We start from the raw sequence: 24741 nt of genomic DNA, 5'->3' as shown, positions 1-24741 counted from the left end.
CCTGGTGTTGGCGCAGTATTCGCGCACCCCGGTCTAGCCGGGGTCATTTTTTAGTAGCTTTTGCCACCCACGCTTTCAGTACTTCTACGTCGTGACGCCACTCTTCTTTCATCTCTTCAATCCATTCACCGACGTTATCTTCCCAGGCTGGAAGGTCAGGAGACTGAATTTGCTGACCCAGCTGTTGCAGATGGCGTAACCCCACTGAACCCGCCGCGCCTTTAATTTTATGCCCTTCCTCGACGATGCCTTTTTTATCCTGCGCCGTCAGGTTCGACTCCAGTACACTCACATAGCCCGGCATCATCTTCTCAAACACCGCTAACCCGTCGGTAATCAGCTTCGGTCCTACAAGTTCGAGATACTGTTCCAGCATGGGAATATCGAGTAATGCTTCAGATTTGCTGTTCTCTTCTGTCGTCACCGTGCTCTCCTCATCATCCTGGGTATCCCAGAATTTCTTGATCATCGCGGTTAGCGCCGGAACAGAAAGCGGCTTACTCAGCACATCATCCATTCCAGCATTGAGGTACTCTTGTTTGTCTTTCAGCACGTTAGCGGTTAAGGCTACCAGCGGTGGTAAATCCTCGCGCGGATATCGCTTCGTCAGTTCACGAGAGATATCCAGCCCGGTCATATCTGGCAACTGAATATCCAGCAACACCAGGTCGTATTCACCCGGTTTAAACATCTCCAGCGCCGCCTTGCCGGTCATTGCGACATCAACGCTGTTTCCTAATTTTTCCAGCACAGAACGCGCGACAATCACGTTCAGTTCAATGTCCTCCACCAGCAGCACATTCAGCGCCGGTAAAGGCATATCGTCTTCGTCAAACGCATCATCGACCTCTTCAGCCACCGATGGTGCGTGGATCGTCAACGTAAAGGTGGAACCTTTGCCCTGTTCGCTGGTAACCGTAATATCGCCGCCCATATTTTTCGCCAGACGACGAGAAACGGCCAGACCAATACCGGTGCCAGTGGCAGGTTTACCGCCATGACTGTCTTTCACCTGGTAATACATGGCGAAGATTTTATCCAGCTCATCCTGCGGAATGCCAATGCCGGAATCTTCCACTTCAAAATGCAGCATATCGCCTTCATCGTAGCGCACGCGCACGGTAACCTGGCCTTGCTGGGTGAATTTGACGGCGTTACTGATGAGGTTCCACAGGATCTGCCGTAAACGCGTCCCGTCGGTAATGACCTGATGCGGTAATGGCAGCGTCGGCTCCAGATTAAAGCGCAATCCTTTCTGTTGCGCCTGCAATGCGGAGAGATTTTCCAGATCGGCAAGGAAGCTGGTGAAATCAACCGGCTGATTATCAAGCTGGACCTTGCGCCGTTCCATCTTATCCATGTCGATAATATCGTTGAAGATATTCCCCAGCGTGACGGCAGAAACATGGATGGTTTTGAGATATTTTTCCTGCTCGGCGGTGAGTTCGGTATCCAGCAGAATGCGGCTCAGGCCGACGATACCGTTCAGCGGTGTACGCAATTCGTGACTGATGGTGGAAATAAACGTCGTTTTGTCGCGGCTGGCGCGTTCAAGTGCATCCTGATACCGCTTACGCTCGGTAATGTCGCGACCAAAGCCCATCAAACCGTGACGTTTACCCACGCGGTCGTAGTACGGCACTTTACGGATTTCAAAGCAGGCTTTGCGTCCGTCGGGATAATCCAGCCACTGCTCATAGGTCAGTGACACATTATGACGGAACACTTTTTCATCGGTTTCAATGACTTTCGCAGCGGCTTCCGGTGAGTAAACATCAGCAGGTTTTAAATGAACCAGTTGTTTTTCGCTTTTTCCGGTCAGCAGCTCCATCGCGCGGTTACAGCCGGAAAACTCTTTATCTTCGTTACGATAAAAAACCAGGTCGGGTGAAGCATCAAGGAAGGAACGTAAGAATGAGGATTGCTGCTCGAGCTGAATTTGTGTCTCTTCGCGCTCTTTAATTTCAATTTTCAGTTGGCCGAAGGTTTCCTGCAGTTCTGCTTCCGCTTTTTCACGAACGGCAATTTCCTGATTTAGCTGGGCAATATTATCTTTTAACTGAACGTTGAGGCTCAAATCGCGCTCGCGCATCTCCTCCAGTTTTTGCACCAGCCGTGACAGACGTTGTCGTGACTCCTCCAGTTGCTCAACGACCACTGAAAGAAAGTAGACCGCCCACGGCGTAATCAGCAGACCAAAGAAAATAGAACGAATAACATCAATGCTTTCGACTTGACCATGCAGCACCATGGTCACCGCCATTTGTACCACAATGGCAAGAACGACGAGGGCCAGCGCCAGCAACATTGAGAAGCGCACCAGACCTAACTTCATCATCAGGTCAACATAATACTGCGCCAGCAGACGAATTTGCTTCATTAGGGAATTCCTTCACGACAACCTGCCCCAATAATACCCAATTCTGACAGTTACGTTATAAATTGTGTGAGAAATGCGGAATTCCCCTCAATGGCCTACGCCGTTGGAGGTAGCCACGGACGTCCCAGCGCCGATCCCTGTACGCCATGTTCATTCAGATAGCGATCCAGCTCGACCATTCCCGTCCATCGATTTTCGCACCACAGCGGAGCAAGCAGCGTCGGGCGACGGGCGCTGGCGGAAATGCGGTGGTAGATCACTTCCGGTGGCGTATGGCGAATCATTTCTCCGGCAGTGAGCGTGTAATCGTCCAGTTCAATACCGTTCAAACGCCCCGCTTCCCAGGCTTTCGCCATAATGCTGCCTTTTACTATATGTAGCGGATGCAGCTTTATGCCGTCCACGCCGGTTTCAACCACTCGCTCCAGCGTTTGCAAACATTCAGCCTGCCCTTCTCCAGGCAGGCCGACAATTAAGTGAGAACACACCTTCAGCCCGCGCTCACGCGCCAGCTGCGTCGTGCGCTGATAGCAGGCAAAATCATGACCGCGATTGATGCGATGCAGCGTTTTGTCGTGGGCGGTTTGTAGCCCCAGCTCCAGCCACACTTCGTAGCCCTGGTCTTTATATTCGCAAAGCAGATCCAGCACCGCATCCGGCACGCAGTCCGGGCGGGTACCAACACACAAACCGACAATATTGGCCTGGCTCACCGCCTGCTGATACATAGAACGCAGCACCTGAACTTCGGCAAAGGTGCTGGTATACGCCTGAAAGTAGGCCAGATAGCGTTTAGCGCGGTTAACTAAATTCGCCTGGTGCGCCAGTTGCTCGGCAATGGAATGATGCTGCTGCGCTTCATCGGCAAACGAGGCAACATTACAGAATGTGCAGCCACCACGCCCGATGGTACCGTCACGGTTAGGGCAGCTAAAACCGCCGTGCAGCGTCAGCTTATGCACCTTTTGCCCATAACGACGGGTGAGATCACCACCAAACATATTGACTAATTTCTGTAACTGCATAATCTGATAGACCGCGCCTTGAAAAGAGGCCAAAGCCTGCCATTTTTAGCTCAATTCGGCGATGACCTGGATCAATCGTCCCGGTCTGCCTTTATCAACTGCATAATCAATCAAAATCACCGAAATTTCATTCATAATCACATAAATCACTTTTGCTTATCTTGTGTCAGATTTTTTTATCAGGTTATGGATTTTAGGCAAAAACAGTAGCATGAAACGTCATTACCAATTAATGCAGTATAAAATACTGCCTTTCTCGTCAGTTCAAGGCAGGATAAAGGTTAACACGCCTTTATGACAGTCAGGAATTGACTGTTTCCCTAACGACGCCTCTTTTCAACTTAATTAACAAATCCTTTTTAATTTCAATAAATTAATAAAGAATTTTGCGCTAAAGCACATTTCTGTACCAATAAGCTTGCCATTTGACCTGTATCAGCTTTCCCGATAAGTTGGAAATCCGCTGGAAGCTTTCTGGATGAGCAGCCTGCTCATCATATTTATGCAGTAATTGAGATCCCCTCTTCACCGTATTAATCGATGCGAAAAGGACAACAAGGGGGCGAATGCGAGGCGCGCGAATGAAACGCAAACCCCGTCGCCACGCTCTTTCTGTGCCCGTGCGCAGCGGTTCGGAAGTGGGGTTCCCGCAGAGCCTGGGGGAGGTTCACGATATGTTGTACGATAAATCCCTTGAGAGGGATAACTGTGGTTTCGGCCTGATCGCCCACATAGAAGGCGAACCTAGCCACAAGGTAGTGCGTACTGCAATACACGCACTGGCCCGCATGCAGCACCGTGGCGCGATTCTCGCCGATGGTAAAACCGGTGACGGTTGCGGCTTGCTGTTACAAAAACCGGATCGCTTTTTTCGCATTGTTGCGCATGAGCGCGGCTGGCGTTTAGCGAAAAACTACGCCGTCGGGATGCTTTTCCTGAATAAAGATCCTGAACTCGCCGCGACCGCACGCCGCATCGTTGAAGAAGAGCTGCAACGCGAAACGTTGTCGATTGTCGGCTGGCGTGATGTCCCCACTAACGAAGGCGTGCTGGGTGAAATCGCCCTCTCCTCTCTGCCACGCATTGAGCAAATTTTTGTGAACGCCCCGGCAGGTTGGCGTCCGCGCGATATGGAGCGCCGTCTGTTTATCGCCCGCCGCCGCATTGAAAAGCGTCTCGAAGCTGACAAAGACTTCTACGTCTGTAGCCTGTCGAATCTGGTGAACATCTATAAAGGTCTGTGTATGCCGGCGGATCTGCCGCGCTTCTACCTGGACCTCGCGGACCTGCGTCTGGAATCGGCCATCTGCCTGTTCCACCAGCGCTTCTCCACTAACACCGTACCGCGCTGGCCGCTGGCGCAGCCGTTCCGCTACCTGGCGCATAACGGTGAAATCAACACCATCACCGGTAACCGCCAATGGGCGCGCGCGCGTACCTATAAATTCCAGACACCGCTGATCCCTGACCTGCACGACGCCGCGCCGTTCGTCAACGAAACCGGTTCTGACTCCAGTTCCATGGATAACATGCTGGAACTGCTGCTGGCGGGCGGGATGGATATCATCCGCGCCATGCGTCTGTTAGTGCCACCCGCCTGGCAGAACAACCCGGATATGGACCCGGAGCTGCGCGCTTTCTTCGACTTTAACTCCATGCATATGGAGCCGTGGGATGGTCCGGCGGGCATCGTGATGTCCGATGGTCGTTTTGCCGCCTGTAACCTCGACCGTAACGGTCTGCGTCCGGCGCGCTACGTCATCACCAAAGATAAGCTCATCACCTGCGCCTCTGAAGTCGGTATCTGGGATTATCAGCCTGACGAAGTGGTCGAAAAAGGCCGCGTGGGGCCAGGCGAACTGATGGTTATCGACACCCGCAGTGGGCGTATTCTGCACTCGGCAGAAACCGATGACGATCTGAAAAGCCGCCATCCATATAAAGAGTGGATGGAGAAAAACGTCCGCCGTTTGGTGCCGTTTGAAGACTTGCCCGATGAAGAAGTGGGTAGCCGCGAACTGGACGACGACACGCTTGCCAGCTACCAGAAACAGTTTAACTACAGCGCGGAAGAGCTGGATTCGGTGATCCGCGTCCTGGGTGAAAACGGTCAGGAAGCCGTCGGTTCGATGGGCGACGACACCCCATTCGCCGTGCTCTCCAGCCAGCCGCGTATTATTTACGACTACTTCCGTCAGCAGTTTGCCCAGGTCACTAACCCGCCTATCGACCCACTGCGTGAAGCGCATGTTATGTCGCTCGCCACCAGCATCGGGCGTGAAATGAACGTCTTCTGTGAAGCAGAGGGCCAGGCGCACCGTTTAAGCTTTAAATCGCCGATTCTGCTCTACTCCGATTTCAAACAGCTCACGACGATGAAAGAGGAGCACTACCGCGCAAATACGCTGGATATCACCTTTGACGTCACTAAAACCACGCTCGAAGCGACGGTCAAAGAGCTGTGCGACAAAGCAGAACAGATGGTGCGTAGCGGCACCGTGCTGCTGGTGCTTTCTGACCGGAATATCGCTAAAGATCGCCTGCCAGTTCCGGCCCCAATGGCGGTTGGCGCGATCCAGACTCGTCTGGTCGATCAAAGCCTGCGTTGCGATGCCAACATCATCGTCGAAACCGCCAGCGCCCGCGATCCGCACCACTTCGCCGTGTTACTGGGCTTTGGCGCAACGGCTATTTATCCGTACCTTGCCTATGAAACGCTGGGCCGCCTGGTAGACACCCACGCGATTGCCAAAGATTATCGTACCGTGATGCTCAACTACCGTAACGGCATCAACAAAGGCTTGTACAAAATCATGTCCAAAATGGGCATCTCCACCATCGCGTCTTACCGCTGCTCGAAACTGTTTGAAGCGGTCGGTCTGCACGATGATGTAGTGGGCCTGTGCTTCCAGGGCGCGGTTAGCCGCATTGGTGGGGCAAGCTTTGAAGACTTCCAGCAGGATCTGCTGAATCTGTCGAAACGTGCCTGGCTGGCGCGTAAGCCCATCAGCCAGGGCGGCTTGCTGAAATACGTGCACGGTGGCGAATACCACGCCTACAACCCGGACGTCGTGCGCACACTGCAACAGGCGGTACAAAGCGGCGAGTACAGCGACTATCAGGAATACGCGAAGCTGGTTAATGAGCGTCCGGCAACCACGCTGCGCGATCTGCTGGCAATTACGCCGGGTGAAAACGCAGTCAACATTGCCGATGTTGAACCGGCAAGCGAACTGTTTAAACGCTTCGATACCGCTGCGATGTCTATCGGCGCGTTAAGCCCGGAAGCCCACGAGGCGCTGGCGGAAGCGATGAATAGCATCGGCGGTAACTCGAACTCCGGTGAAGGTGGTGAAGATCCGGCGCGCTACGGCACTAACAAAGTGTCGCGCATCAAGCAGGTGGCTTCTGGTCGCTTCGGCGTTACTCCGGCGTACCTGGTCAATGCTGACGTCATTCAGATTAAAGTCGCCCAGGGCGCGAAACCGGGCGAAGGCGGTCAGTTGCCGGGCGATAAAGTCACTCCTTACATCGCCAAACTGCGCTATTCGGTGCCCGGAGTGACGCTGATCTCTCCGCCGCCGCACCATGATATCTACTCTATCGAGGACTTAGCGCAGCTCATTTTCGACCTCAAGCAGGTCAACCCGAAAGCGATGATCTCCGTGAAGCTGGTTTCTGAACCGGGCGTTGGCACCATCGCGACTGGCGTGGCGAAAGCTTATGCGGACTTGATCACCATCGCAGGCTATGACGGCGGCACCGGCGCAAGTCCGCTTTCATCGGTGAAATACGCAGGCTGCCCGTGGGAACTGGGGCTTGTTGAAACACAACAGGCGCTGGTTGCCAACGGCTTGCGTCATAAGATCCGTTTGCAGGTCGATGGCGGCCTGAAAACGGGTGTCGATATCATCAAAGCGGCGATTCTCGGCGCAGAAAGCTTCGGCTTCGGCACTGGCCCGATGGTGGCGCTCGGCTGTAAATACCTGCGAATCTGCCACCTGAACAACTGCGCCACCGGTGTAGCAACTCAGGATGACAAACTGCGTAAGAACCACTATCACGGCTTGCCGTTCAAAGTGACCAACTACTTTGAATTTATCGCCCGTGAAACCCGCGAGCTGATGGCGCAACTGGGCGTAACGCGCCTGGTGGATCTGATTGGCCGTACCGACCTGCTCAAAGAGCTGGACGGTTTCACCGCCAAACAGCAGAAACTGGCGCTGTCCAAGCTGCTGGAGACTGCCGAGCCGCATCCAGGTAAGGCGCTCTACTGCACCGAAAACAACCCGCCGTTTGATAACGGCCTGCTGAACGCGCAGTTGCTGCAACAGGCGAAACCGTTTGTCGATGAGCGCCAGAGCAAAACCTTCTGGTTCGATATTCGCAACACCGACCGTTCTGTCGGCGCGTCGCTTTCAGGCTATATCGCCCAGACGCACGGCGATCAGGGTCTGGCAGCCGATCCGATCAAAGCGTACTTCAACGGCACCGCAGGCCAGAGCTTCGGTGTGTGGAACGCGGGCGGCGTGGAACTGTACCTGACCGGTGATGCCAACGACTATGTCGGTAAAGGCATGGCGGGCGGCTTAATCGCCATTCGTCCTCCGGTTGGCTCAGCCTTCCGCAGCCATGAAGCAAGCATTATCGGCAATACCTGCCTGTATGGCGCGACCGGTGGTCGTCTGTATGCCGCAGGCCGCGCGGGTGAACGTTTCGGCGTGCGTAACTCCGGTGCAATTACCGTGGTTGAAGGTATTGGCGACAACGGGTGTGAATATATGACGGGCGGTATCGTCTGTATTCTGGGTAAAACCGGCGTTAACTTCGGCGCGGGCATGACCGGCGGCTTCGCTTACGTTCTCGATGAAAGCGGCGATTTCCGCAAACGCGTTAACCCGGAACTAGTCGAGGTCTTAAGCGTTGACTCCCTGGCGATCCATGAAGAGCATCTGCGTGGTCTTATCACCGAGCATGTCCAGCATACCGGTTCTCAGCGCGGTGAAGAGATTCTGGCTAACTGGTCAACCTTCGCCACGAAATTTGCGCTGGTTAAACCGAAGTCCAGTGATGTAAAAGCACTGCTGGGTCACCGTAGTCGTAGCGCAGCAGAGTTGCGCGTGCAGGCGCAGTAAGGGGTAGCAACAATGAGTCAGAATGTTTATCAATTTATCGACCTGCAGCGCGTTGATCCGCCAAAGAAACCGCTGAAGATCCGCAAAATTGAGTTTGTTGAAATTTACGAGCCGTTTTCCGAAGGCCAGGCCAAAGCGCAGGCTGACCGCTGCCTATCGTGCGGCAACCCATACTGCGAGTGGAAATGCCCGGTACACAACTACATCCCGAACTGGCTGAAGCTCGCCAACGAGGGGCGTATTTTTGAAGCGGCAGAACTGTCGCATCAGACCAATACCCTGCCGGAAGTTTGCGGACGTGTCTGCCCGCAGGACCGTCTGTGCGAAGGTTCCTGCACGCTGAACGATGAGTTTGGCGCGGTGACCATCGGCAACATTGAGCGTTATATCAATGATAAAGCGTTCGAAATGGGCTGGCGTCCGGATATGTCCGGCGTGAAGCAAACCGGTAAAAAAGTGGCGATTATCGGCGCAGGCCCGGCGGGTCTGGCGTGTGCGGATGTCCTGACGCGCAACGGCGTAAAAGCGGTCGTCTTCGACCGTCACCCGGAAATTGGCGGCCTGCTGACCTTCGGTATTCCGGCTTTCAAGCTGGAAAAAGAGGTAATGACGCGCCGCCGTGAAATCTTCACCGGCATGGGTATTGAATTCAAACTCAATACCGAAGTGGGCCGCGACGTGCAGCTGGACGATCTGCTGAGTGATTACGATGCGGTGTTCCTTGGCGTCGGGACTTATCAGTCAATGCGCGGCGGACTGGAAAACGAAGACGCCGATGGCGTGTACGCAGCGCTGCCGTTCCTTATCGCCAACACCAAACAGTTAATGGGCTTTGGTGAAACTCGCGAAGAACCGTTCGTCAGCATGGAAGGCAAACGCGTGGTGGTACTTGGCGGTGGCGATACCGCGATGGACTGCGTGCGTACTTCCGTGCGCCAGGGGGCGAAACACGTCACCTGTGCCTATCGTCGTGATGAAGAGAACATGCCGGGTTCCCGCCGCGAAGTGAAAAACGCGCGGGAAGAAGGTGTTGAGTTCAAATTCAACGTCCAGCCACTGGGTATTGAAGTGAACGGCAACGGCAAAGTCAGCGGCGTGAAAATGGTGCGCACCGAAATGGGTGAACCGGACGCCAAAGGCCGTCGCCGCGCAGAGATCGTGGCAGGATCCGAACATATCGTTCCGGCAGATGCGGTGATCATGGCGTTTGGTTTCCGTCCACACAGCATGGAATGGCTGGCAAAACACAGCGTCGAGCTGGATTCGCAAGGCCGAATTATCGCACCGGAAGGCAACGAAAATGCCTTCCAGACCAGCAACCCGAAAATCTTTGCTGGCGGCGATATCGTCCGTGGTTCTGATCTGGTGGTAACCGCTATTGCCGAAGGTCGTAAGGCGGCAGATGGGATCATGAACTGGCTGGAAGTTTAAATTGCAACCTCCCGTGTAGCCCGCTTAAAACGGGTTACACGGGATAAAGTTATCTTTTTCCGAAAAACTACACTTTCCGCTATCCGCCATTGTTTCCTGAATTTACCGCCCGCTATACTCACTACAAATTTGCGATGGACGCGCAATACGCTGTTACGGAAAACAGTCTCCTCCTGCTTTGCTTAACGCCTCCTTGACCCCATCGATTTCCCCACGCCAATAGAGAATTGTAATGGAACTGACCGTTGAATCAGTGCAAGCCCTAGCGCCCGATGACGCCTCGGTTAAAGCGGCTCGTGGCCTGGTTGCCCCCGCAAAATGGCCGACGCTGGGATATAGCGAGACCGCGTTCTGGGGAGAATGTAAAGGCAGCGGCTCCCGCCCTTATCAGGTACGGGTCGACAGGCAGGATCTGGCCTGTAAATGTTCCTGCCCCAGCCGTAAATTCCCCTGTAAACATAGCCTTGCGTTGCTTTTGCTCCAGGTGCAACACACCGCAAGTTTCACCGCTGGCGAGCCGCCGGAATGGGTAAGCGAGTGGCTAACCTCGCGCCAGCAGCGAGCGGTTCGCAAAGAAGAGAAGAAAGAGCAGGCTGAGGCAAAAGCTGCCGACCCGCAGGCTGCCGCCAAACGGGAAGCGGCACGCAACCAAAAAATGACGGCGGGGCTGGATTTCCTCGAACAGTGGATGCACGACCTGATCCGCCACGGTCTGGCGCAGATCTCTGCACAACAGTTGCCTTTTGCCGGGATCGCCGCCCGCATGGTCGACGCTCAACTACCGGGAATTGCCGCTCGCCTGAACAATCTGACCACTCTTTTTACTACCGCCGAGGTATGGCCATCGAGCCTGTGCAAAGAACTGGGGCAGCTACAGCTGATTATTGACGCCTGGCGCCAGCAACAAATGTTATCCCCGGCACAACTTAGCGATCTCCATGCAGCATTGGGAATAACCCCGGATAAACATGACATCGCTGACGGACTAACCTGCCTTGATAACTGGCAGGTCTTAGGCCAAAGCGCGCAAGAAGAGAATAATCTGTGGCGACGCCGGGTCTGGCTGTACGGAGAAAAGAGCCACCGCACCGCGCTACTGCTGAACTATTCACACGGTGGGAAAAACTTTCCCCGGCACTTTATCACCGGGCAGGTCTGCCAGGGAGCACTCACCTTTTTCCCTGGCACATCACCGCTACGGGCGCGGGTTGTGGAGCCGTTTACCCGCGGTGAAAGATTCCCGCTTGCAGAATTACCCCTCCCGGACGCGCTGCATGACATGGCGCAGCGGCTTAGCGCGAATCCCTGGCAATGGCCTCTGCCGCTGCGAGTAAGCGAAATATTGATTTACCCGCACGAGAGCGGCTGGCGATTCGTCTCGACACAGGGCCAGCACTTACCGACGCACCTGTCGTCGGACGAGGGTTGGCGGTTACTGGCGGCCAGCGGCGGCGCGCCGTTTATGCTAATGGGGGAATGGGATGGTCAGCAGCTGACGCCCTGTAGCGCCTGGCTTGCCGGTAGCGTCATTTGGGCAACCGGAGGCGCACAATGAACGAATGGCAAAATTTAACCCGCACAGCGCTACTCGGCACAGACAAAAAAGCGTTTACACCGTCGGCGTCGCAAAGTGAGATTGGGCTGTTACTGTCTGAACTGGCGAATAACACATCCGCAGAGCAACAGCTACTGCGCTCGGCGGGCGTTCTGGCGCTCTGCCATCTGGCTGGCTGGGTGCCGCAGGCGATTGACCCCGCACCGCTACCGGAAATGGGCGAAGAAAATGCGCAGACAATAAACAATCCGGCTTTTGCAGGTCTGCTGCATCTGCTGCTGGCAGAAGGGCCGCCGCGTTTACTGTGGTCAGCGCTTGATCACCTGGTCCAGCGTCAGCTTCTTTCTCCGCCCCTGCTGTTACCGGCACTGCTGAATTACGGCGTACAAAATCCATCAATACGCGGCATTCTGCCCAATGTCCTCGGCGCTCGCGGGCGCTGGCTGGCGCAAATTAACGCCGACTGGCGCTATTTTCTTGCCTCCGTTGACGCTCCGCTGGATGAAGAAATGTGGCTGCACGGCACGTCCGAACAGCGTCTGCAATATCTGACGCAAATGCGCATTCGCGCCCCGGAACAGGGTCGCGATCGGCTGGCGCAGGAGATGAGTTCGCTGGATGCCCGTGAACGCGCACAGCTGCTGGCTGTGCTGGAAGTGGGGATCTCCCAACACGACGAAGCCTTTCTGGAACAGACATTATCCGATCGCAGCAAAGAGGTGCGGCAAACTGCGGTACGATTACTGCTTTGTCTGCCAGAAAGCGCCTGGGTCTGGCGCATGAAGTCCAGGTTAGCGCCGCTGCTCAATTCCTCCCCCGATCCTGAGAGCTGGCTTGCGCGGCGAAAAGGTTTACTGCGCGGAGAAAAAATGCTGCGCGTCGCCCTTGATGCCCCGGAGGCTTTCCTGCCAGAGTGGAAGGCCGATGCGCTGGAAGAAACTAAGCCCAAAGGCGAAAAGTTGGGCCAGCGCTCATGGTGGCTGTATCAGATAGTTGCAGCGGTTCCGCTCGACTGGTGGCAAACGCAACTGCAGGCTACCCCCGTTGAACTGCTGCGCTGGGCCGGGAAAACCGACTGGCAGGAGGCGCTACTGCGCGCCTGGTATCACGCCGTACTGCGCGAAAAAAATCCGCAGTGGGCGCAGGCGTTTCTCGCCATGCTGCCCGTCGGAATGAGCATTCATTACCCTGCCGGCGTGAAGATTAACGCCTTTGAGCTTTTGCAATGTCTGCCTGTAGAAGAACACGAGCCGATGTTACGGTCATTGTTCTCAGTGGTGGGCGGCGAACATTTACATCGCTACATCAGCCTGTTACCGCTTGATGCGTCGCTCTTTAGCCTGCGCCTGAGCCAGCAAATGGTCACGGAGCTGCACCGTTGGGTGAAACATGATTCCGCGCGCTTTGACTACGCCCTGCGCCATGTGATGAGTGATTTCGCCTGCCTGCTGGCCCCCGAAGTCCTCAATGATGTCATTGACAAGTGGCCGCACGACGCACAACAAACGCCTTATTGCGAGGCAGCCTTTACTGCCCTGAGCGCCGCGCTGGCGCACCGAATTCAACTTAATTCGCTTTTTGTCGGAGAAACCACTTTATGAATGCTACCGCTACTGCCGCCGTTTTACGCCGACATGCTGAACAACAATTTGCTGAAGAACTGGATGAGCTGCAAAAAAACGATACTCATCCGCGCCCGGAAAACTGGGCCATTTCTCCATGGTCCGTCGCCACCTATCTGTTGGGCGGGCAGCTGGAAAATGGCTTTGAGGTCACGCCGAAATATATCGGCAACCGGCGGATTATCGAAACCGCCGTTGCCACGCTGGCAACCGATCGCGCACTGCTGTTGCATGGCGTACCCGGCACTGCGAAATCCTGGGTATCTGAACATCTGGCGGCTGCCATCAGCGGCGACTCAACGTTAATTATTCAGGGCACCGCAGGCACCGGTGAAGAACAAATGCGTTATGGCTGGAACTACGCGGAGTTGCTCTCTAAAGGTCCGTCACGTTTGGCGCTGGTAGAAAGTCCGTTGATGCGGGCGATGGCGCGCGGGCAGATTGCACGCGTAGAAGAGCTGACGCGTATTCCTGCTGATGTTCAGGACACGCTGATCACGATCCTGTCGGAAAAAACGCTGCCTATCCCCGAACTGAATGAAGAGGTCCAGGCGACGCGCGGCTTTAACGTTATCGCCACCGCCAACAACCGGGATAAAGGCGTTAACGAGCTTTCTTCCGCGCTTAAACGTCGTTTCAACACGGTCATTTTGCCCGTACCCGCCAGCGAAGAAGAAGAGATTAACATTGTCACTCGCCGCGTCGCCGAACTGGGTCAGGCGCTGGCACTTCCTGCCGAACCGCCAGCGCTTAAAGAGATCCAGCGAGTCGTGCAAATCTTCCGCGAACTGCGAAACGGCCTGACGGTTGACGGCAAAACGAAAATTAAGTCGCCAACCAGTACTCTCAGCACCGCGGAGGCGATCTCCGTTATCAACAACGGTATGGCGCTGGCGGGCCATTTTGGCGACGGCGTGCTGCATCCGCGGGATATCGCCGCAAGCCTTATCGGCGCGGTGGTAAAAGATCCCGTGCAGGACGACGTGGTATGGCGTGAATATCTGGAAACTATCGTCAAAGAGCGCAGCGACTGGAACGATCTCTATCGCGCCTGCCGCGAAATTGTGTAATCAGCAAGGCAACCACTATGACTGAACAAACCGTTCATTTGTTTGGCATCCGTCACCATGGCCCTGGCTGCGCGCGCAGCCTGCGAAAGGCGCTGGAGACGCTACAGCCCGACTGCCTGCTGGTGGAAGGGCCGCCCGACGGCGAATCCATCCTGCCTTTCATGCAGCATGAACAGATGCAACCGCCGGTCGCGCTACTGATTTATGTCCCGGACGACTCACATCACGCCGCGTTTTACCCCTTTGCGGCGTTCTCCCCGGAATGGCAGGCGCTGCGCTATGGTTTTGAGCAAAATATCGCCGTGCGCTTTATGGACTTGCCCATCAGTCATCAGTTCGCGCTTGATGACGAAAAAGAGAGCGATGACGATGATGCCGTTGAAGCCAGTCCCGACGGCGATCCGCTGGACTGGCTGGGCCGCGCCGCCGGTTACACCGATGGGGAAAGCTGGTGGAGCCACAGAGTAGAGGAACGCGAAGATGATTTGTCTCTGTTCGAGGCGATTCGCGAGGCGATGATTGCCCTACGCCAGGCAACTCCCGAAGCCCGAAACTCAGCCAGAGATCAACTGCGTGAAGCGTATATGCGCAAGACGCTACGTCAGGCGAAAAAAGAGGGCTTCTCGCGCATCGCGGTAGTCTGCGGTGCGTGGCACGTTTCGGCGCTGGAAAACCTGCCGCCCGCAAAGAATGATAACGAACTGCTGAAAAATTTGCCGAAGTGCAAGGTCGCGGCAGCCTGGACGCCCTGGAGCTACGAGGCGTTAAGCCGCGCCAGCGGTTATGGCGCAGGGGTGGTGTCACCGGAATGGTACGATCATCTGTGGCGTTATCAGGGCGCTTCTCACCGCGATATCGGCTGGCTGTCACGCGCGGCAAGGCTGTTTCGCGAAGCCGATCTCGACTGTTCCAGCGCCCACATTATCGAAGCGGCGCGGCTGGCGCAGACGCTGGCGATTATGCGCCATCACCCGCAGCCGGGGCTTGACGAACTTTGCGAAGCGCTGCAAACCGTAGTGTGTATGGGCGAAAGCGCGCCAATGCAGATGATTCGCCAGAAGTTAATTGTCGGCGACGCGCTGGGAAGCGTACCGGATGATACGCCCGTCGTGCCGCTCCAACGCGACATTACGCAACAGCAAAAAACGCTGCGCCTGAAGGCAGAAGCCAGCGAAAAAGTGCTGGATCTTGATCTGCGCAAACCCGGCGATCTGGCGCGTAGCCATTTACTGCATCGCCTGACCTTACTCGACATTTCCTGGGGCCGTCTGGCTGGACAAGGAAATAACAGCAAAGGGACGTTCCACGAAATCTGGTCGCTGCGCTGGGAACCGGCACTGGCAATGAACATCATTACCGCCAGCCGTTGGGGTAACAGCATTGAGCAGGCCAGCTCCCGCTATGCCATTGTGAGGGCGCAATACGCCAGCACGCTGCCGGAACTGGCAAAGCTTATCCAACAAGTGCTACTGGCCGATTTACAGGCCGCGATTGCCCCCATCGCCAATACACTGGAATCACTGGCTGCCACTCAGGGCAATATCGAACAGTTGCTGGAAGCCCTGGCACCGCTGGTGGCGATTGTCCGCTACGGCAACGTGCGCCAGACCGACTCTGGTATGGTAATGCAGGTACTGATGAGCCTCGCCCCGCGCGCCGCCATCGCCCTACCCGGTGCCTGTTCGGCGCTCAACGACGACAGCGCCGCCAGTATGAGAGAAAAAGTTATCGACGCTCACGCCGCGCTGCGGTTGCTGGATAACGAAGATCTGTTGGCGAGCTGGTTGCAGGCGTTGATGGTGCTGGCAGAGGGCAGTACCGCACACGCGCTGCTTCGCGGAACGGCGACGCGCCTGTTGTTTGATCTGCAAACGTTAACGACAGAACGGATCACCACGCTGATGAACCTGGCGCTATCGCCAGCCAATCCCCCGGCGGAAAGTGCCGCATGGGCGGAAGGTTTCCTCAACGACAGCGCGATGGTGCTACTGCACAATAGCGAATTATGGCAGTTGATCGATGCCTGGCTAAGCGGCCTGAACGACAATCACTTCACCCGGATCCTGCCGATGCTGCGGCGGACATTCGGCCGTTTTTCCAGCCCGGAACGCCGCCAGTTAGGCGAACGCGCCGCGCAGGGCGAGCGTGTCGCGCAGCAAGAAGAGACCAGCGGTATATGGGATGAACAGCGTGCCGCGTTAATGCTGCCGCTACTGCGCCGCATTCTGGCTTTGCCACCACACGAAAGGGAAAATCATGTCGAGTAACGAGATGGAACGGCTGCGCCGCTGGCGTCTGATCCTTGGAGAAGATGCCGACAATGCCTGTAACGTGGCGCTGGATGCCAGAGAATCCGCGATTGATGCCTCGCTGGCGGCGCTCTATCAGCCAGACGGTAAACATGGATTACGCGGCGGCACGGGTGGATCGTCACCCAAAGTCGCTCGCTGGCTGGGTGATATTCGCCAGTATTTCCCCTCTTCTGTGGTTCAGGTGATGCAAAAAGACGCCTTTGAACGTCTTAATTTGCACAGTATGTTGCTGGAGCCAGAGATGCTGGCAAACGTCCAGCCTGATGTTCATCTGGTCTCCACGCTGATGTCGCTGAATGGCGTAATTCCGGCCAAAACCAAAGAAACCGCCAGGATTGTGGTGCGTAAAGTTGTCGAGCAATTGATGAAACAGCTTGAAGAGCCAATGCGTAGCGCGGTAAGCGGCGCTCTTAATCGTGCGGTACGTAATCGTCGCCCGCGCCACGCGGAAATTGACTGGCAGCGCACCATTCGCGCCAACCTGCGCCACTGGCAGGAAGAGTACAAAAGTATTGTTCCTGAAACGTTAATCGGCTACGGGCGCAAGTCTCAACGCACGCAAAAGGAGATCATTTTATGTATCGACCAGAGTGGGTCGATGGCCTCCTCGGTGGTCTATTCCAGTATTTTTGGCGCAGTAATGGCATCGCTCCCGGCGGTAAAAACGCATCTGGTGGTTTTCGACACCGCAGTGGTTGATATGACAGAGAAGCTCGACGATCCGGTAGAGCTGCTGTTTGGCGTGCAGCTGGGCGGCGGCACCGACATCAACCGCGCGGTAGGTTACTGCCAGTCTTTGATTCGCGATCCGCGTAATACCATTCTGGTGCTGATTTCCGACCTCTACGAAGGTGGTGTGGAACGCAATCTGTTGCAACGCGCCAGTGAGTTGATTCAGTCCGGCGTACAGGTGGTTACCCTGCTGGCCTTAAGCGACGAAGGCGCACCGTTTTACGACCGGTCACTGGCAGGAAAACTCGCCGCCATGGGTATTCCCTCCTTTGCCTGTACCCCTGATTTATTCCCCGGCATGATGGCCGCCGCCATTCGTAAGGAAGATGTGAATCTGTGGGCTGCGCAAAATGGCGTAGTGACAGCAAGAGAAACTTCCTGAAAATTCTGGTCGGATGCGCCCGCTCCGGCCTTTTTATTTGCTTCATCTTCAGCACAACGTTACAGCACAATTGCTGGAAAACGCCTCGCATAACGTGAAGAAAACCCATGTAACAAGCCCACCTGGATTGTTACCGGCAGATGCCCGGCGTATAGCTGATCCCATTATTCAACGCAGCGCCATATAAAGGGACAGATAATGGAATCGCTCTCAGAAGGAACCACAGCAGGCTACCAGCAAATCCACGACGGTATTATTCACCTGGTCGATAGCGCCCGCACGGAAACGGTACGTAGCGTTAACGCGTTAATGACCGCGACATACTGGGAAATTGGTCGACGGATTGTCGAATTTGAACAAGGCGGCGAGGCCAGAGCGGCTTATGGTGCACAGCTTATCAAACGGCTCTCAAAGGATTTAAGTCTAAGGTATAAGCGTGGGTTTTCCACCAGAAATTTATGGCAGTTTAAGAATTTTTATATTTGTTTTCAACGAATTGAAATTGTGCAGACACTGTCTGCACAATTCACCCCCACAATTCGCCAGACACTGTCTGGCGAATCTTGCCATTTAGCGCAACTTGCCAAATCCTTCCCCCTGCCATGGTCCACTTACGTCCGTTTGCTTTCTGTTAAAAACGCTGACGCTCGTAGCTTTTATGAGAAAGAGACACTCCGCTGTGGCTGGTCTGCTCGTCAGCTCGAACGGCAAATTGCGACCCAATTTTATGAGCGAACACTACTGTCACATGACAAATCAGCCATGCTGCAACAACACGCCCCTGCCGAGACGCATATTCTTACGCAACAGGCGATACGCGATCCCTTTGTGCTCGAATTTCTGGAATTGAAAGATGAATACTCAGAATCCGATTTTGAGGAGGCGCTGATCAACCACCTGATGGATTTCATGCTGGAACTTGGGGATGATTTTGCCTTTGTTGGTCGACAGCGAAGGTTACGCATTGATGACAACTGGTTTCGTGTCGATCTGCTGTTTTTCCACCGCCGTTTACGCTGCCTGCTAATCGTCGATCTAAAAGTGGGCAAATTCAGCTATAGCGATGCCGGACAGATGAATATGTATCTCAACTACGCCAAAGAGCACTGGACGCTACCGGATGAAAATCCGCCCATCGGTCTGGTTCTCTGTGCAGAGAAAGGAGCCGGAGAAGCGCATTATGCGCTGGCAGGTTTGCCTAACACCGTTCTGGCAAGTGAATATAAGATGCAGCTACCTGATGAAAAACGACTCGCGGATGAACTCGTTCGAACACAGGCGGTGCTAGAGGAAGGCTATAGACGCCGTTAATTTCAGCGGTTTCGAATTCTGCAGACAGTGTCTGCAGAATCTTTAAAACGAACTAAGTTTTAAGCCATTAACTCAGCCTTAACCTTCACGACCACCTTTTTAATCTCACCCGGCTCGCCAACAACGCATCCCGGCTTATGCGGTTCTCCAGGCATAAACACGGCGAACATTCCCGGTTTCAGGATGATGCTTTGCTCATTCTCAATGGCGCTGCAAAGCTGGTAATCATCTTCATGGTGGAACTCTTCACACTGACGCGCAGTGCCTGCCATGCCAAACAGGATCCGTTCCTCACCGTTTAATAACAGTTGGATATCAATGTATTGCTCGTGCAATTCCGCTTTTTTCTCGACGGGCGATTGAGTGTTAAACGTCATGACATTCATAAAGATATTATCGCCCTGTAATTCGTAACGACCCGGCGCTTTTTCTTGCGGTCTGGCAGCTAATGCCAGCGTTAACGCGTCCTGTAACGCAGGATGTAACCCAGCAGACGGTAATGACTGAACTTCACCCATCATCATAATTTTTCTCCCTGGGCCAACAGCGCAGCCCCAAGTAAACCTGCATCATGGCGGTAGTGCGCCGCCAGTAAATCAACATGAAATGCCGCTGGCTCCTGCGCCAGATACGTTTCCACCAACGCCAGATACCCTTCTGCCAGACCAACGCTGCCACCGACCACTACGCACTGACAATCAGTTGTGGCTTTAATATCAGCGATCAGCCTTGCCAGCACATGTGCGGAGCGGTGAATCAGTTGCTGCGCCTGCTCATCGCCCTGCCCGGCGTGCGTGAAAATAGTTTTCGCATTCGCACCAGCCAACTCCCCTTGCGCTGCCGCCGCAATGCCGCGACCAGAAGCAATCGCCTCCACGCAACCTGTGCGTCCACAGCCGCAGACTGGACCATGCGGATCGGCAAGCGTATGCCCGATGTGCCCCGCCAGACCTCCAGGGCCGGTAAGCAGTTTGCCGCCGCTCACTACACCGCCGCCGACGCCAGTGGAAACAGTGATAAACACCATCTCGGTTATATCGCCTTCCAGCGCCTGATACTCCGCCCACGCTGCGGCCTGCGCGTCGTTAATGGCAATGGTCGGCAAATCGGTAAGTTGTTCCAAAGTTTTGACTAACGGAAAGTGTAGCAATCCACCGAGATTATGCGGATTCAGCGCCAGCAGGCTGCCGTCGCGAATAATTCCGGTAGAAGCGATGGCAACCTGCTGCGCATGCGCTTGTAACGGAGAGACTAATTCGGCTAAGGCTTCACGCAAGGCTTCTGGTGTCTGGCTAGCAGGCGTAGGAAGTTCACGGCGATCGCGGATCTGCCCATCAGCGCCAATCAGCGCGGCGGCAAGTTTAGTACCGCCGATATCAATCGCCAGTGTAGTCATAGCACCGCCTTTTTCATCGCTGTGTTGTACCACTGACAAATGTGTTCAAGACGTGTGATAGCAGAACCGACCGTCACCGCCCATGCGCCGTGGCGCATCGCATCCGCCGCCTGAGCAGGCGTGTTGTAACGCCCTTCGGCAATCACCCGACATCCGGCGTCGCTTAATGTTTTTACCAGTGCCAGATCCGGCTCTTCTGGCGTTTCAGGCGTGGTATAGCCAGAAAGCGTAGTACCAATAATTTCGGCTCCCAGCTTTTGGCAAGCCAGGCCGTCTTCCGGCGTTGAACAGTCGGTCATCGCCAGTAAACCGTGATGGTGAATACGCGCCAGTAGTGTTTCAACTGGAACCGGGCGCGGTCGGTCAGTGCCGTCAATCGCGATAATATCCGCACCCGCCTGCGCCAGTGCATCAACATCTTCAATATAGGCCGTGATGCGTACCGGAGAATCCTCCAGATCGCGCTTCACAATCCCGATAATCGGCACGCTCACCACCGCACGCGTGGCTTGTAGATTTGCCACACCTTCAATGCGAATGGCAACCGCGCCCGCCTGCTCTGCCGCTAATGCCATAGCAGCGACGATTTCCGGTTTATCGAGCGGGCTGTCCGGAACCGGCTGGCAGGAGACAATCAGGCCACCGTTAGCAGCGATTTTTTGATCCAGTTGTGCAAGTAACGACATACATCTTCCCTTAGCAAAAGGCCCGGTCCAGGACCGGGCAACAGGATTAACTTTTGGTTTTGACTAAATCGTTTTTAGCGCTGCCAAACGGTACAGCACCGCTAAATGGTTTGCCGTCGATAGCGTCATGAGTACGCAACGCTTCCGGGCGCAGCCAACGCTGAACGCGGGAAGGCATATCCAGACCAATCAGCAGGATCACCACAAATGTAAGACTGAACGAAAGCGATCCCAGAGCAGTGCCCAGATCCAGACGTTGAGCGATCAACGCGCCGAGGATTGGGGCCAGTGCACCACCCAATGCGCCAACGTTGTAGGTAAAGCCCAGCCCCGCCGCACGCTGGTCGGTATCGAAATAACCGCCGATCAGTTTCGGTAAAATCCCGGAGATGCCCTGACCAAGCATTTGCTGGAAGAACAGTAACAGACCGAGCACCCAGACGTTTGCGCCACCAATCGCAAATACCGGAATAATCAGCAGCTGTGAGGCCAGCAGACTGCAAACGTACGCTTTGCGGGTTCCCAGCCAGTCACCGAGGAAGCCACCGACGCAGCACCCCACCGCCGCACCAAAGCCACTAAAGAACAGCACATTGGCAACCGTATGCGGGTTATAAGCAAGTTCAGTTTTAAGATACGTTGGCAGCAGCGCCTGAATCGGCCATGAGTAGAGGAAAGCAAACAACACGACCACCATCAGCATTACGCCCGTTGGCCAGCGTTTGCCCGTACTCTGTACCATAAAGCTGATAAAGATTGCGGCGCATAACAGCCCGAGTACAGCGACGATTGCGGCATTTTGTAGGTTACCGGCGAAGCAGAACCACAGCGCAGTGGCCGCCGCCAGTGTCATCACGATATTGGCGATACGATGTTCACCACGGTAGAGAATATCTACCATTGTGCGTACTGGTGCTTTACCTGCGTGTTTCTCTTTCCAGTCTTCCGCTTCCGGGATGTTTTTACGCAGCCAGAGAGCAAAGATGATTGGTAAGATGCCGATAAAAAACAATGCACGCCAGCCCCAGACCGGAACCACCAGGCTGTAGACCTGAGCGGCAACGACGGCACCCACCGAGAAGCCTGAAATCAGAAAACCACTGGCTTTGTTACGCAGATGCTTTGGCCAGCTTTCAATGACATAGGTGGCGCTGGAACCGTATTCACCCGCCATCCCCATGCCGATGACCAGACGAGCGATAAACATGGTGATGTAGCCTGGCGCAAAACCGCAGGCCAGCGTCCCGACCGAGAAGAGAACGATGCTGGTGACCATTGCCAGACGACGTCCGTAGCGGTCACCCATAGCGCCGAGCATCAGGCCGCCGAACCAGCGAGAGATAAAGGCTGCGGAGATCAGACTTGCCGCCTGTACCGTCGTCAGCCCGAATTCACCTTGTACTTCGGTGAGTACCAGGGCGATTAAAACGAAATCAAAACCGTCAAGCAGATATCCCAACCAGGCAGCGGAAAATGCGCGCCATTGTGCGCGGTTGAGATGGCGATACCACGGGATATTCTGGGTTGTAGTACTCATTGTGAGTCTCCCGCGGTGGGCGATGCCCACACGCTTTGGTATAAAAATTGTAGGGTACAGATGCGTTTATTTCCCCTCACCCGGTAGGGGCGAGCGAGGGGAAAAAACTCACCCGCGCTCTTGCATCAACTGCTGGGCTAGCGCCTTCAGTTCTGGCAGATATTTTTCATCGACCGGACCAAACGGTTTGCGGCACAGCGGCACAGAAACGACATCCATATAGTGCAGGACCGTTTTCAGGCCGCGGAATACGCCCGTTTTGATCAGTAAATCAATGACTTTATTACATTCGGTTTGCAGCTTCTGCGCGGTCTGGATATCGCCTTCTTTCAGCGCCTTCACGATACCCTGATAACGCCAGCCCATAATGTTGTAAGTACTGCCGATACCACCATCAGCGCCCGCCAACAAACCAGAAGCAAAGATTTCGTCGTAACCGTTATAGAGCACCAGATCCGGATGTTCACGACGGATCTGCTCCATCTGATAGAGATCGCCAGAGGTCTGTTTCAGCGCGCCGACACCAGGCAACGTAACCAGAGTGTTAATCTGATCCAGGGTCAGTTTAACGCCGCTTAACGCCGGAATGTTGTACACCACCATCGGCAACCCATCCGCCGAATCAATAATTGCCCGATAGTGATCGCAGTGTTCTTCAAAGCTGAAAGGGTAGTAGAACGGCGTGACGGCGGAGACGGCATCGAAGCCATAACGTTTGGCTGAAGATGCAAGCTGTTGGCTTTCAGCAGTGCTGACGCAACCTACATGAGCGATGAGTTTAATCTTGCCTTTCGCCTCTTCGGCGACGATTTCCAGTACCTGTTCACGCTCGGAAAGGCTTTGTACAAAGGCTTCGCCGGTTGAACCACCCACGTATAAACCGTCGATGCCCTGCTGAATATTGAACTGAACCAGGCGACGCAGACTCGCTTTATCCAGTGCTTGTTGTTGATCAAAAGGAGTCAGGAGTGCGGCCATTACGCCACGTAAATTCGTTGCCATAAATACCTCTGAAGTGATGCTTGTCTGATAAACGATATACCTTTATACCTGTTATACCAGATCAATTAAGCAACACCCCATACAGAAAGCTTATAATGCGATCTGCTTCACTAAAGTGGCATTATTTCTTTTTGTGGGTGGTCTGACCGAAGGCGTGCCAGGTAGCAGAGACGCTGTTGAGATGCGATTGCAACGCGCGATCGGCTTCATCGGGATCGTGGCGGCGGATCGCATCAACGATCGCAATATGCTGTTGATAGCTAACGTTGTTATGCTCGTGCAGAGCCTGATCAGCCACGGTTGGACGTGCGGCGATCAGCCAGTCGAGCAGGGCAACGTGGATCGCCATGAAGATTGGGTTACCGGGGATCTCCGCCAGCACGCGGTGGAAATCAACGTCTGAACGAATGAATGCCGCGTTGTTATCCAGCGACTGACTGTTGATTTCCAGTGCTTTTGCCAGCAAATCGATTTGCTCATCGGTGGCGTGTTCAGCCGCATAGCGCACCAGGCTGGATTCAAAGAACAGACGTAATTGTTCGAAATGGGCAATCCCGCCAGGATGAGAAAGGAAATCTTTCGCCATGCCGGAAAGCTCGCCGATGATGGTGTCCGCCGAAGGACGCGAGACGCGGGCGCGTTCTCCATTGTTTATTTGCACCAGACCTTTTCGTTTTAATGCTGCCAGCGCTTCACGCACCGAAGGTCGCCCGACGTTAAAGAACGCCATCAGTTCGCGTTCAGACGGTAATTGTTCACCTTCGCCAAATTCACGGCGGCGGATCATCTGCTCCAGCTCTTCTTCCACCATTTCGGAGAGTTTTTTACGCGCCAGCGGGCGGCTGCGCAAGTTGCGACCAATTGCAGGTGAAGAATCTTCGGTTTGCGAATCAAATGCGTTCATAAGGCCCATTCTGTAAGGTCAGTGTGATTAACATCATCAGTGACATCCTATCACAGGATTGAAAGTAGGGGGAAATGGCGGTTTTTTCTCTTTGTGTCTCATTATTATCATAATTAACGTAATAATTAACTATTGCGAAAATTAGTGTAACGCCGATAAAAACATCCTGAATGAATTATTCATAAGACTATTCACAAGCATTATGAATATTACGAATATGTTCTTACAAAATAATCATAAATGCATATTTTATAATGAAAA

At 54.5% G+C, this 24741-nt stretch carries 16 protein-coding genes; 8 read left to right on the top strand and 8 right to left on the bottom strand.

From position 1 onward, the window contains the following. Nucleotides 1-43: 43 nt before the first annotated feature. Both arcB and yhcC read right to left on the bottom strand, forming a co-directional pair. The gene (gene arcB / locus AABJ99_RS02860) at nt 44-2380 is read right to left on the bottom strand and encodes an aerobic respiration two-component sensor histidine kinase ArcB (protein WP_000809774.1); all 2337 of its coding nucleotides are present in this window, start codon (nt 2378-2380) and stop codon (nt 44-46) included. Between the two features lie 95 nt (nt 2381-2475). Then, nucleotides 2476-3405 carry a TIGR01212 family radical SAM protein gene (yhcC, locus tag AABJ99_RS02855; RefSeq protein ID WP_032303877.1) on the bottom strand — a complete coding sequence of 310 codons (930 nt, stop codon included), beginning with the start codon at nt 3403-3405 and terminating at the stop codon, nt 2476-2478. A 674-nt stretch (nt 3406-4079) separates the two neighbouring features. Here yhcC and gltB point away from each other — a divergent pair. From gltB to AABJ99_RS02815, 8 genes are all read left to right on the top strand, one after another. Then, complete coding sequence (gltB, locus tag AABJ99_RS02850) at nt 4080-8540, top strand: glutamate synthase large subunit (RefSeq protein ID WP_039021413.1); 4461 nt, start codon at nt 4080-4082, stop codon at nt 8538-8540. A 12-nt stretch (nt 8541-8552) separates the two neighbouring features. Further along, complete coding sequence (gltD, locus tag AABJ99_RS02845) at nt 8553-9971, top strand: glutamate synthase subunit GltD (protein WP_000081681.1); 1419 nt, start codon at nt 8553-8555, stop codon at nt 9969-9971. Nucleotides 9972-10203: 232 nt separating this feature from the next. Then, a complete protein-coding gene (locus AABJ99_RS02840; RefSeq protein ID WP_039021335.1) occupies nt 10204-11526 on the top strand; it encodes an SWIM zinc finger family protein in 1323 nt (440 codons plus the stop codon). After that, nucleotides 11523-13127 (top strand): DUF5691 domain-containing protein, encoded by a 1605-nt coding sequence (locus AABJ99_RS02835; protein WP_039021334.1) that lies wholly within the window; start codon nt 11523-11525, stop codon nt 13125-13127. The genes AABJ99_RS02840 and AABJ99_RS02835 overlap by 4 nt, the downstream gene beginning before the upstream one ends. Then, complete coding sequence (locus AABJ99_RS02830) at nt 13124-14218, top strand: ATP-binding protein (RefSeq protein ID WP_332218528.1); 1095 nt, start codon at nt 13124-13126, stop codon at nt 14216-14218. Before AABJ99_RS02835 ends, AABJ99_RS02830 begins: the two co-directional genes overlap by 4 nt. Before the next feature lie 17 nt (nt 14219-14235). Then, a complete protein-coding gene (locus AABJ99_RS02825; RefSeq protein WP_039021332.1) occupies nt 14236-16485 on the top strand; it encodes a DUF5682 family protein in 2250 nt (749 codons plus the stop codon). After that, nucleotides 16475-17644 carry a VWA domain-containing protein gene (locus tag AABJ99_RS02820; protein ID WP_338387489.1) on the top strand — a complete coding sequence of 390 codons (1170 nt, stop codon included), beginning with the start codon at nt 16475-16477 and terminating at the stop codon, nt 17642-17644. Before AABJ99_RS02825 ends, AABJ99_RS02820 begins: the two co-directional genes overlap by 11 nt. Nucleotides 17645-17842: 198 nt before the next feature. Beyond that, nucleotides 17843-18955, top strand: a complete 1113-nt coding sequence (locus AABJ99_RS02815; protein ID WP_338387488.1) for a PDDEXK nuclease domain-containing protein — start codon at nt 17843-17845, stop codon at nt 18953-18955. 59 nt (nt 18956-19014) lie between these two features. Here AABJ99_RS02815 and nanQ read toward each other — a convergent pair whose 3' ends face one another. From nanQ to nanR, 6 genes are all read right to left on the bottom strand, one after another. Further along, the gene (nanQ, locus tag AABJ99_RS02810) at nt 19015-19479 is read right to left on the bottom strand and encodes an N-acetylneuraminate anomerase (protein ID WP_039021330.1); all 465 of its coding nucleotides are present in this window, start codon (nt 19477-19479) and stop codon (nt 19015-19017) included. Next, complete coding sequence (gene nanK, locus AABJ99_RS02805) at nt 19476-20351, bottom strand: N-acetylmannosamine kinase (RefSeq protein WP_039021329.1); 876 nt, start codon at nt 20349-20351, stop codon at nt 19476-19478. Before nanK ends, nanQ begins: the two co-directional genes overlap by 4 nt. Further along, the gene (nanE, locus tag AABJ99_RS02800) at nt 20348-21037 is read right to left on the bottom strand and encodes an N-acetylmannosamine-6-phosphate 2-epimerase (RefSeq protein ID WP_000054239.1); all 690 of its coding nucleotides are present in this window, start codon (nt 21035-21037) and stop codon (nt 20348-20350) included. Before nanE ends, nanK begins: the two co-directional genes overlap by 4 nt. A 46-nt stretch (nt 21038-21083) precedes the next feature. Next, nucleotides 21084-22574 (bottom strand): sialic acid transporter NanT, encoded by a 1491-nt coding sequence (gene nanT / locus AABJ99_RS02795; RefSeq protein ID WP_000108486.1) that lies wholly within the window; start codon nt 22572-22574, stop codon nt 21084-21086. Nucleotides 22575-22682: 108 nt separating this feature from the next. Next, nucleotides 22683-23576, bottom strand: a complete 894-nt coding sequence (gene nanA, locus AABJ99_RS02790; protein WP_000224719.1) for an N-acetylneuraminate lyase — start codon at nt 23574-23576, stop codon at nt 22683-22685. 121 nt (nt 23577-23697) lie between these two features. After that, nucleotides 23698-24489 (bottom strand): transcriptional regulator NanR, encoded by a 792-nt coding sequence (gene nanR, locus AABJ99_RS02785; protein ID WP_039021328.1) that lies wholly within the window; start codon nt 24487-24489, stop codon nt 23698-23700. Nucleotides 24490-24741: the final 252 nt, after the last annotated feature.

The organism is Escherichia coli (assembly GCF_036503815.1).
In the GTDB taxonomy this organism is placed as follows: domain Bacteria; phylum Pseudomonadota; class Gammaproteobacteria; order Enterobacterales; family Enterobacteriaceae; genus Escherichia; species Escherichia coli_F.
The sequence above is the reverse complement of the archived record's forward strand: the minus strand, read 5'-3'. Positions and strand labels throughout refer to the sequence as shown.

What these genes read in the sequence shown, in the direction of transcription:
- arcB (WP_000809774.1), bottom strand. Translation starts at nt 2,380, where the DNA reads ATGAAGCAAATTCGTCTGCTGGCGCAGTATTATGTTGACCTGATGATG.
- nanT (WP_000108486.1), bottom strand. Translation starts at nt 22,574, where the DNA reads ATGAGTACTACAACCCAGAATATCCCGTGGTATCGCCATCTCAACCGC.
- nanA (WP_000224719.1), bottom strand. Translation starts at nt 23,576, where the DNA reads ATGGCAACGAATTTACGTGGCGTAATGGCCGCACTCCTGACTCCTTTT.
- gltD (WP_000081681.1), top strand. Translation starts at nt 8,553, where the DNA reads ATGAGTCAGAATGTTTATCAATTTATCGACCTGCAGCGCGTTGATCCG.
- AABJ99_RS02815 (WP_338387488.1), top strand. Translation starts at nt 17,843, where the DNA reads ATGGAATCGCTCTCAGAAGGAACCACAGCAGGCTACCAGCAAATCCAC.
- nanR (WP_039021328.1), bottom strand. Translation starts at nt 24,489, where the DNA reads ATGGGCCTTATGAACGCATTTGATTCGCAAACCGAAGATTCTTCACCT.
- yhcC (WP_032303877.1), bottom strand. Translation starts at nt 3,405, where the DNA reads ATGCAGTTACAGAAATTAGTCAATATGTTTGGTGGTGATCTCACCCGT.
- AABJ99_RS02820 (WP_338387489.1), top strand. Translation starts at nt 16,475, where the DNA reads ATGTCGAGTAACGAGATGGAACGGCTGCGCCGCTGGCGTCTGATCCTT.
- AABJ99_RS02830 (WP_332218528.1), top strand. Translation starts at nt 13,124, where the DNA reads ATGAATGCTACCGCTACTGCCGCCGTTTTACGCCGACATGCTGAACAA.
- nanQ (WP_039021330.1), bottom strand. Translation starts at nt 19,479, where the DNA reads ATGATGATGGGTGAAGTTCAGTCATTACCGTCTGCTGGGTTACATCCT.
- AABJ99_RS02825 (WP_039021332.1), top strand. Translation starts at nt 14,236, where the DNA reads ATGACTGAACAAACCGTTCATTTGTTTGGCATCCGTCACCATGGCCCT.
- AABJ99_RS02835 (WP_039021334.1), top strand. Translation starts at nt 11,523, where the DNA reads ATGAACGAATGGCAAAATTTAACCCGCACAGCGCTACTCGGCACAGAC.
- gltB (WP_039021413.1), top strand. Translation starts at nt 4,080, where the DNA reads ATGTTGTACGATAAATCCCTTGAGAGGGATAACTGTGGTTTCGGCCTG.
- nanE (WP_000054239.1), bottom strand. Translation starts at nt 21,037, where the DNA reads ATGTCGTTACTTGCACAACTGGATCAAAAAATCGCTGCTAACGGTGGC.
- AABJ99_RS02840 (WP_039021335.1), top strand. Translation starts at nt 10,204, where the DNA reads ATGGAACTGACCGTTGAATCAGTGCAAGCCCTAGCGCCCGATGACGCC.
- nanK (WP_039021329.1), bottom strand. Translation starts at nt 20,351, where the DNA reads ATGACTACACTGGCGATTGATATCGGCGGTACTAAACTTGCCGCCGCG.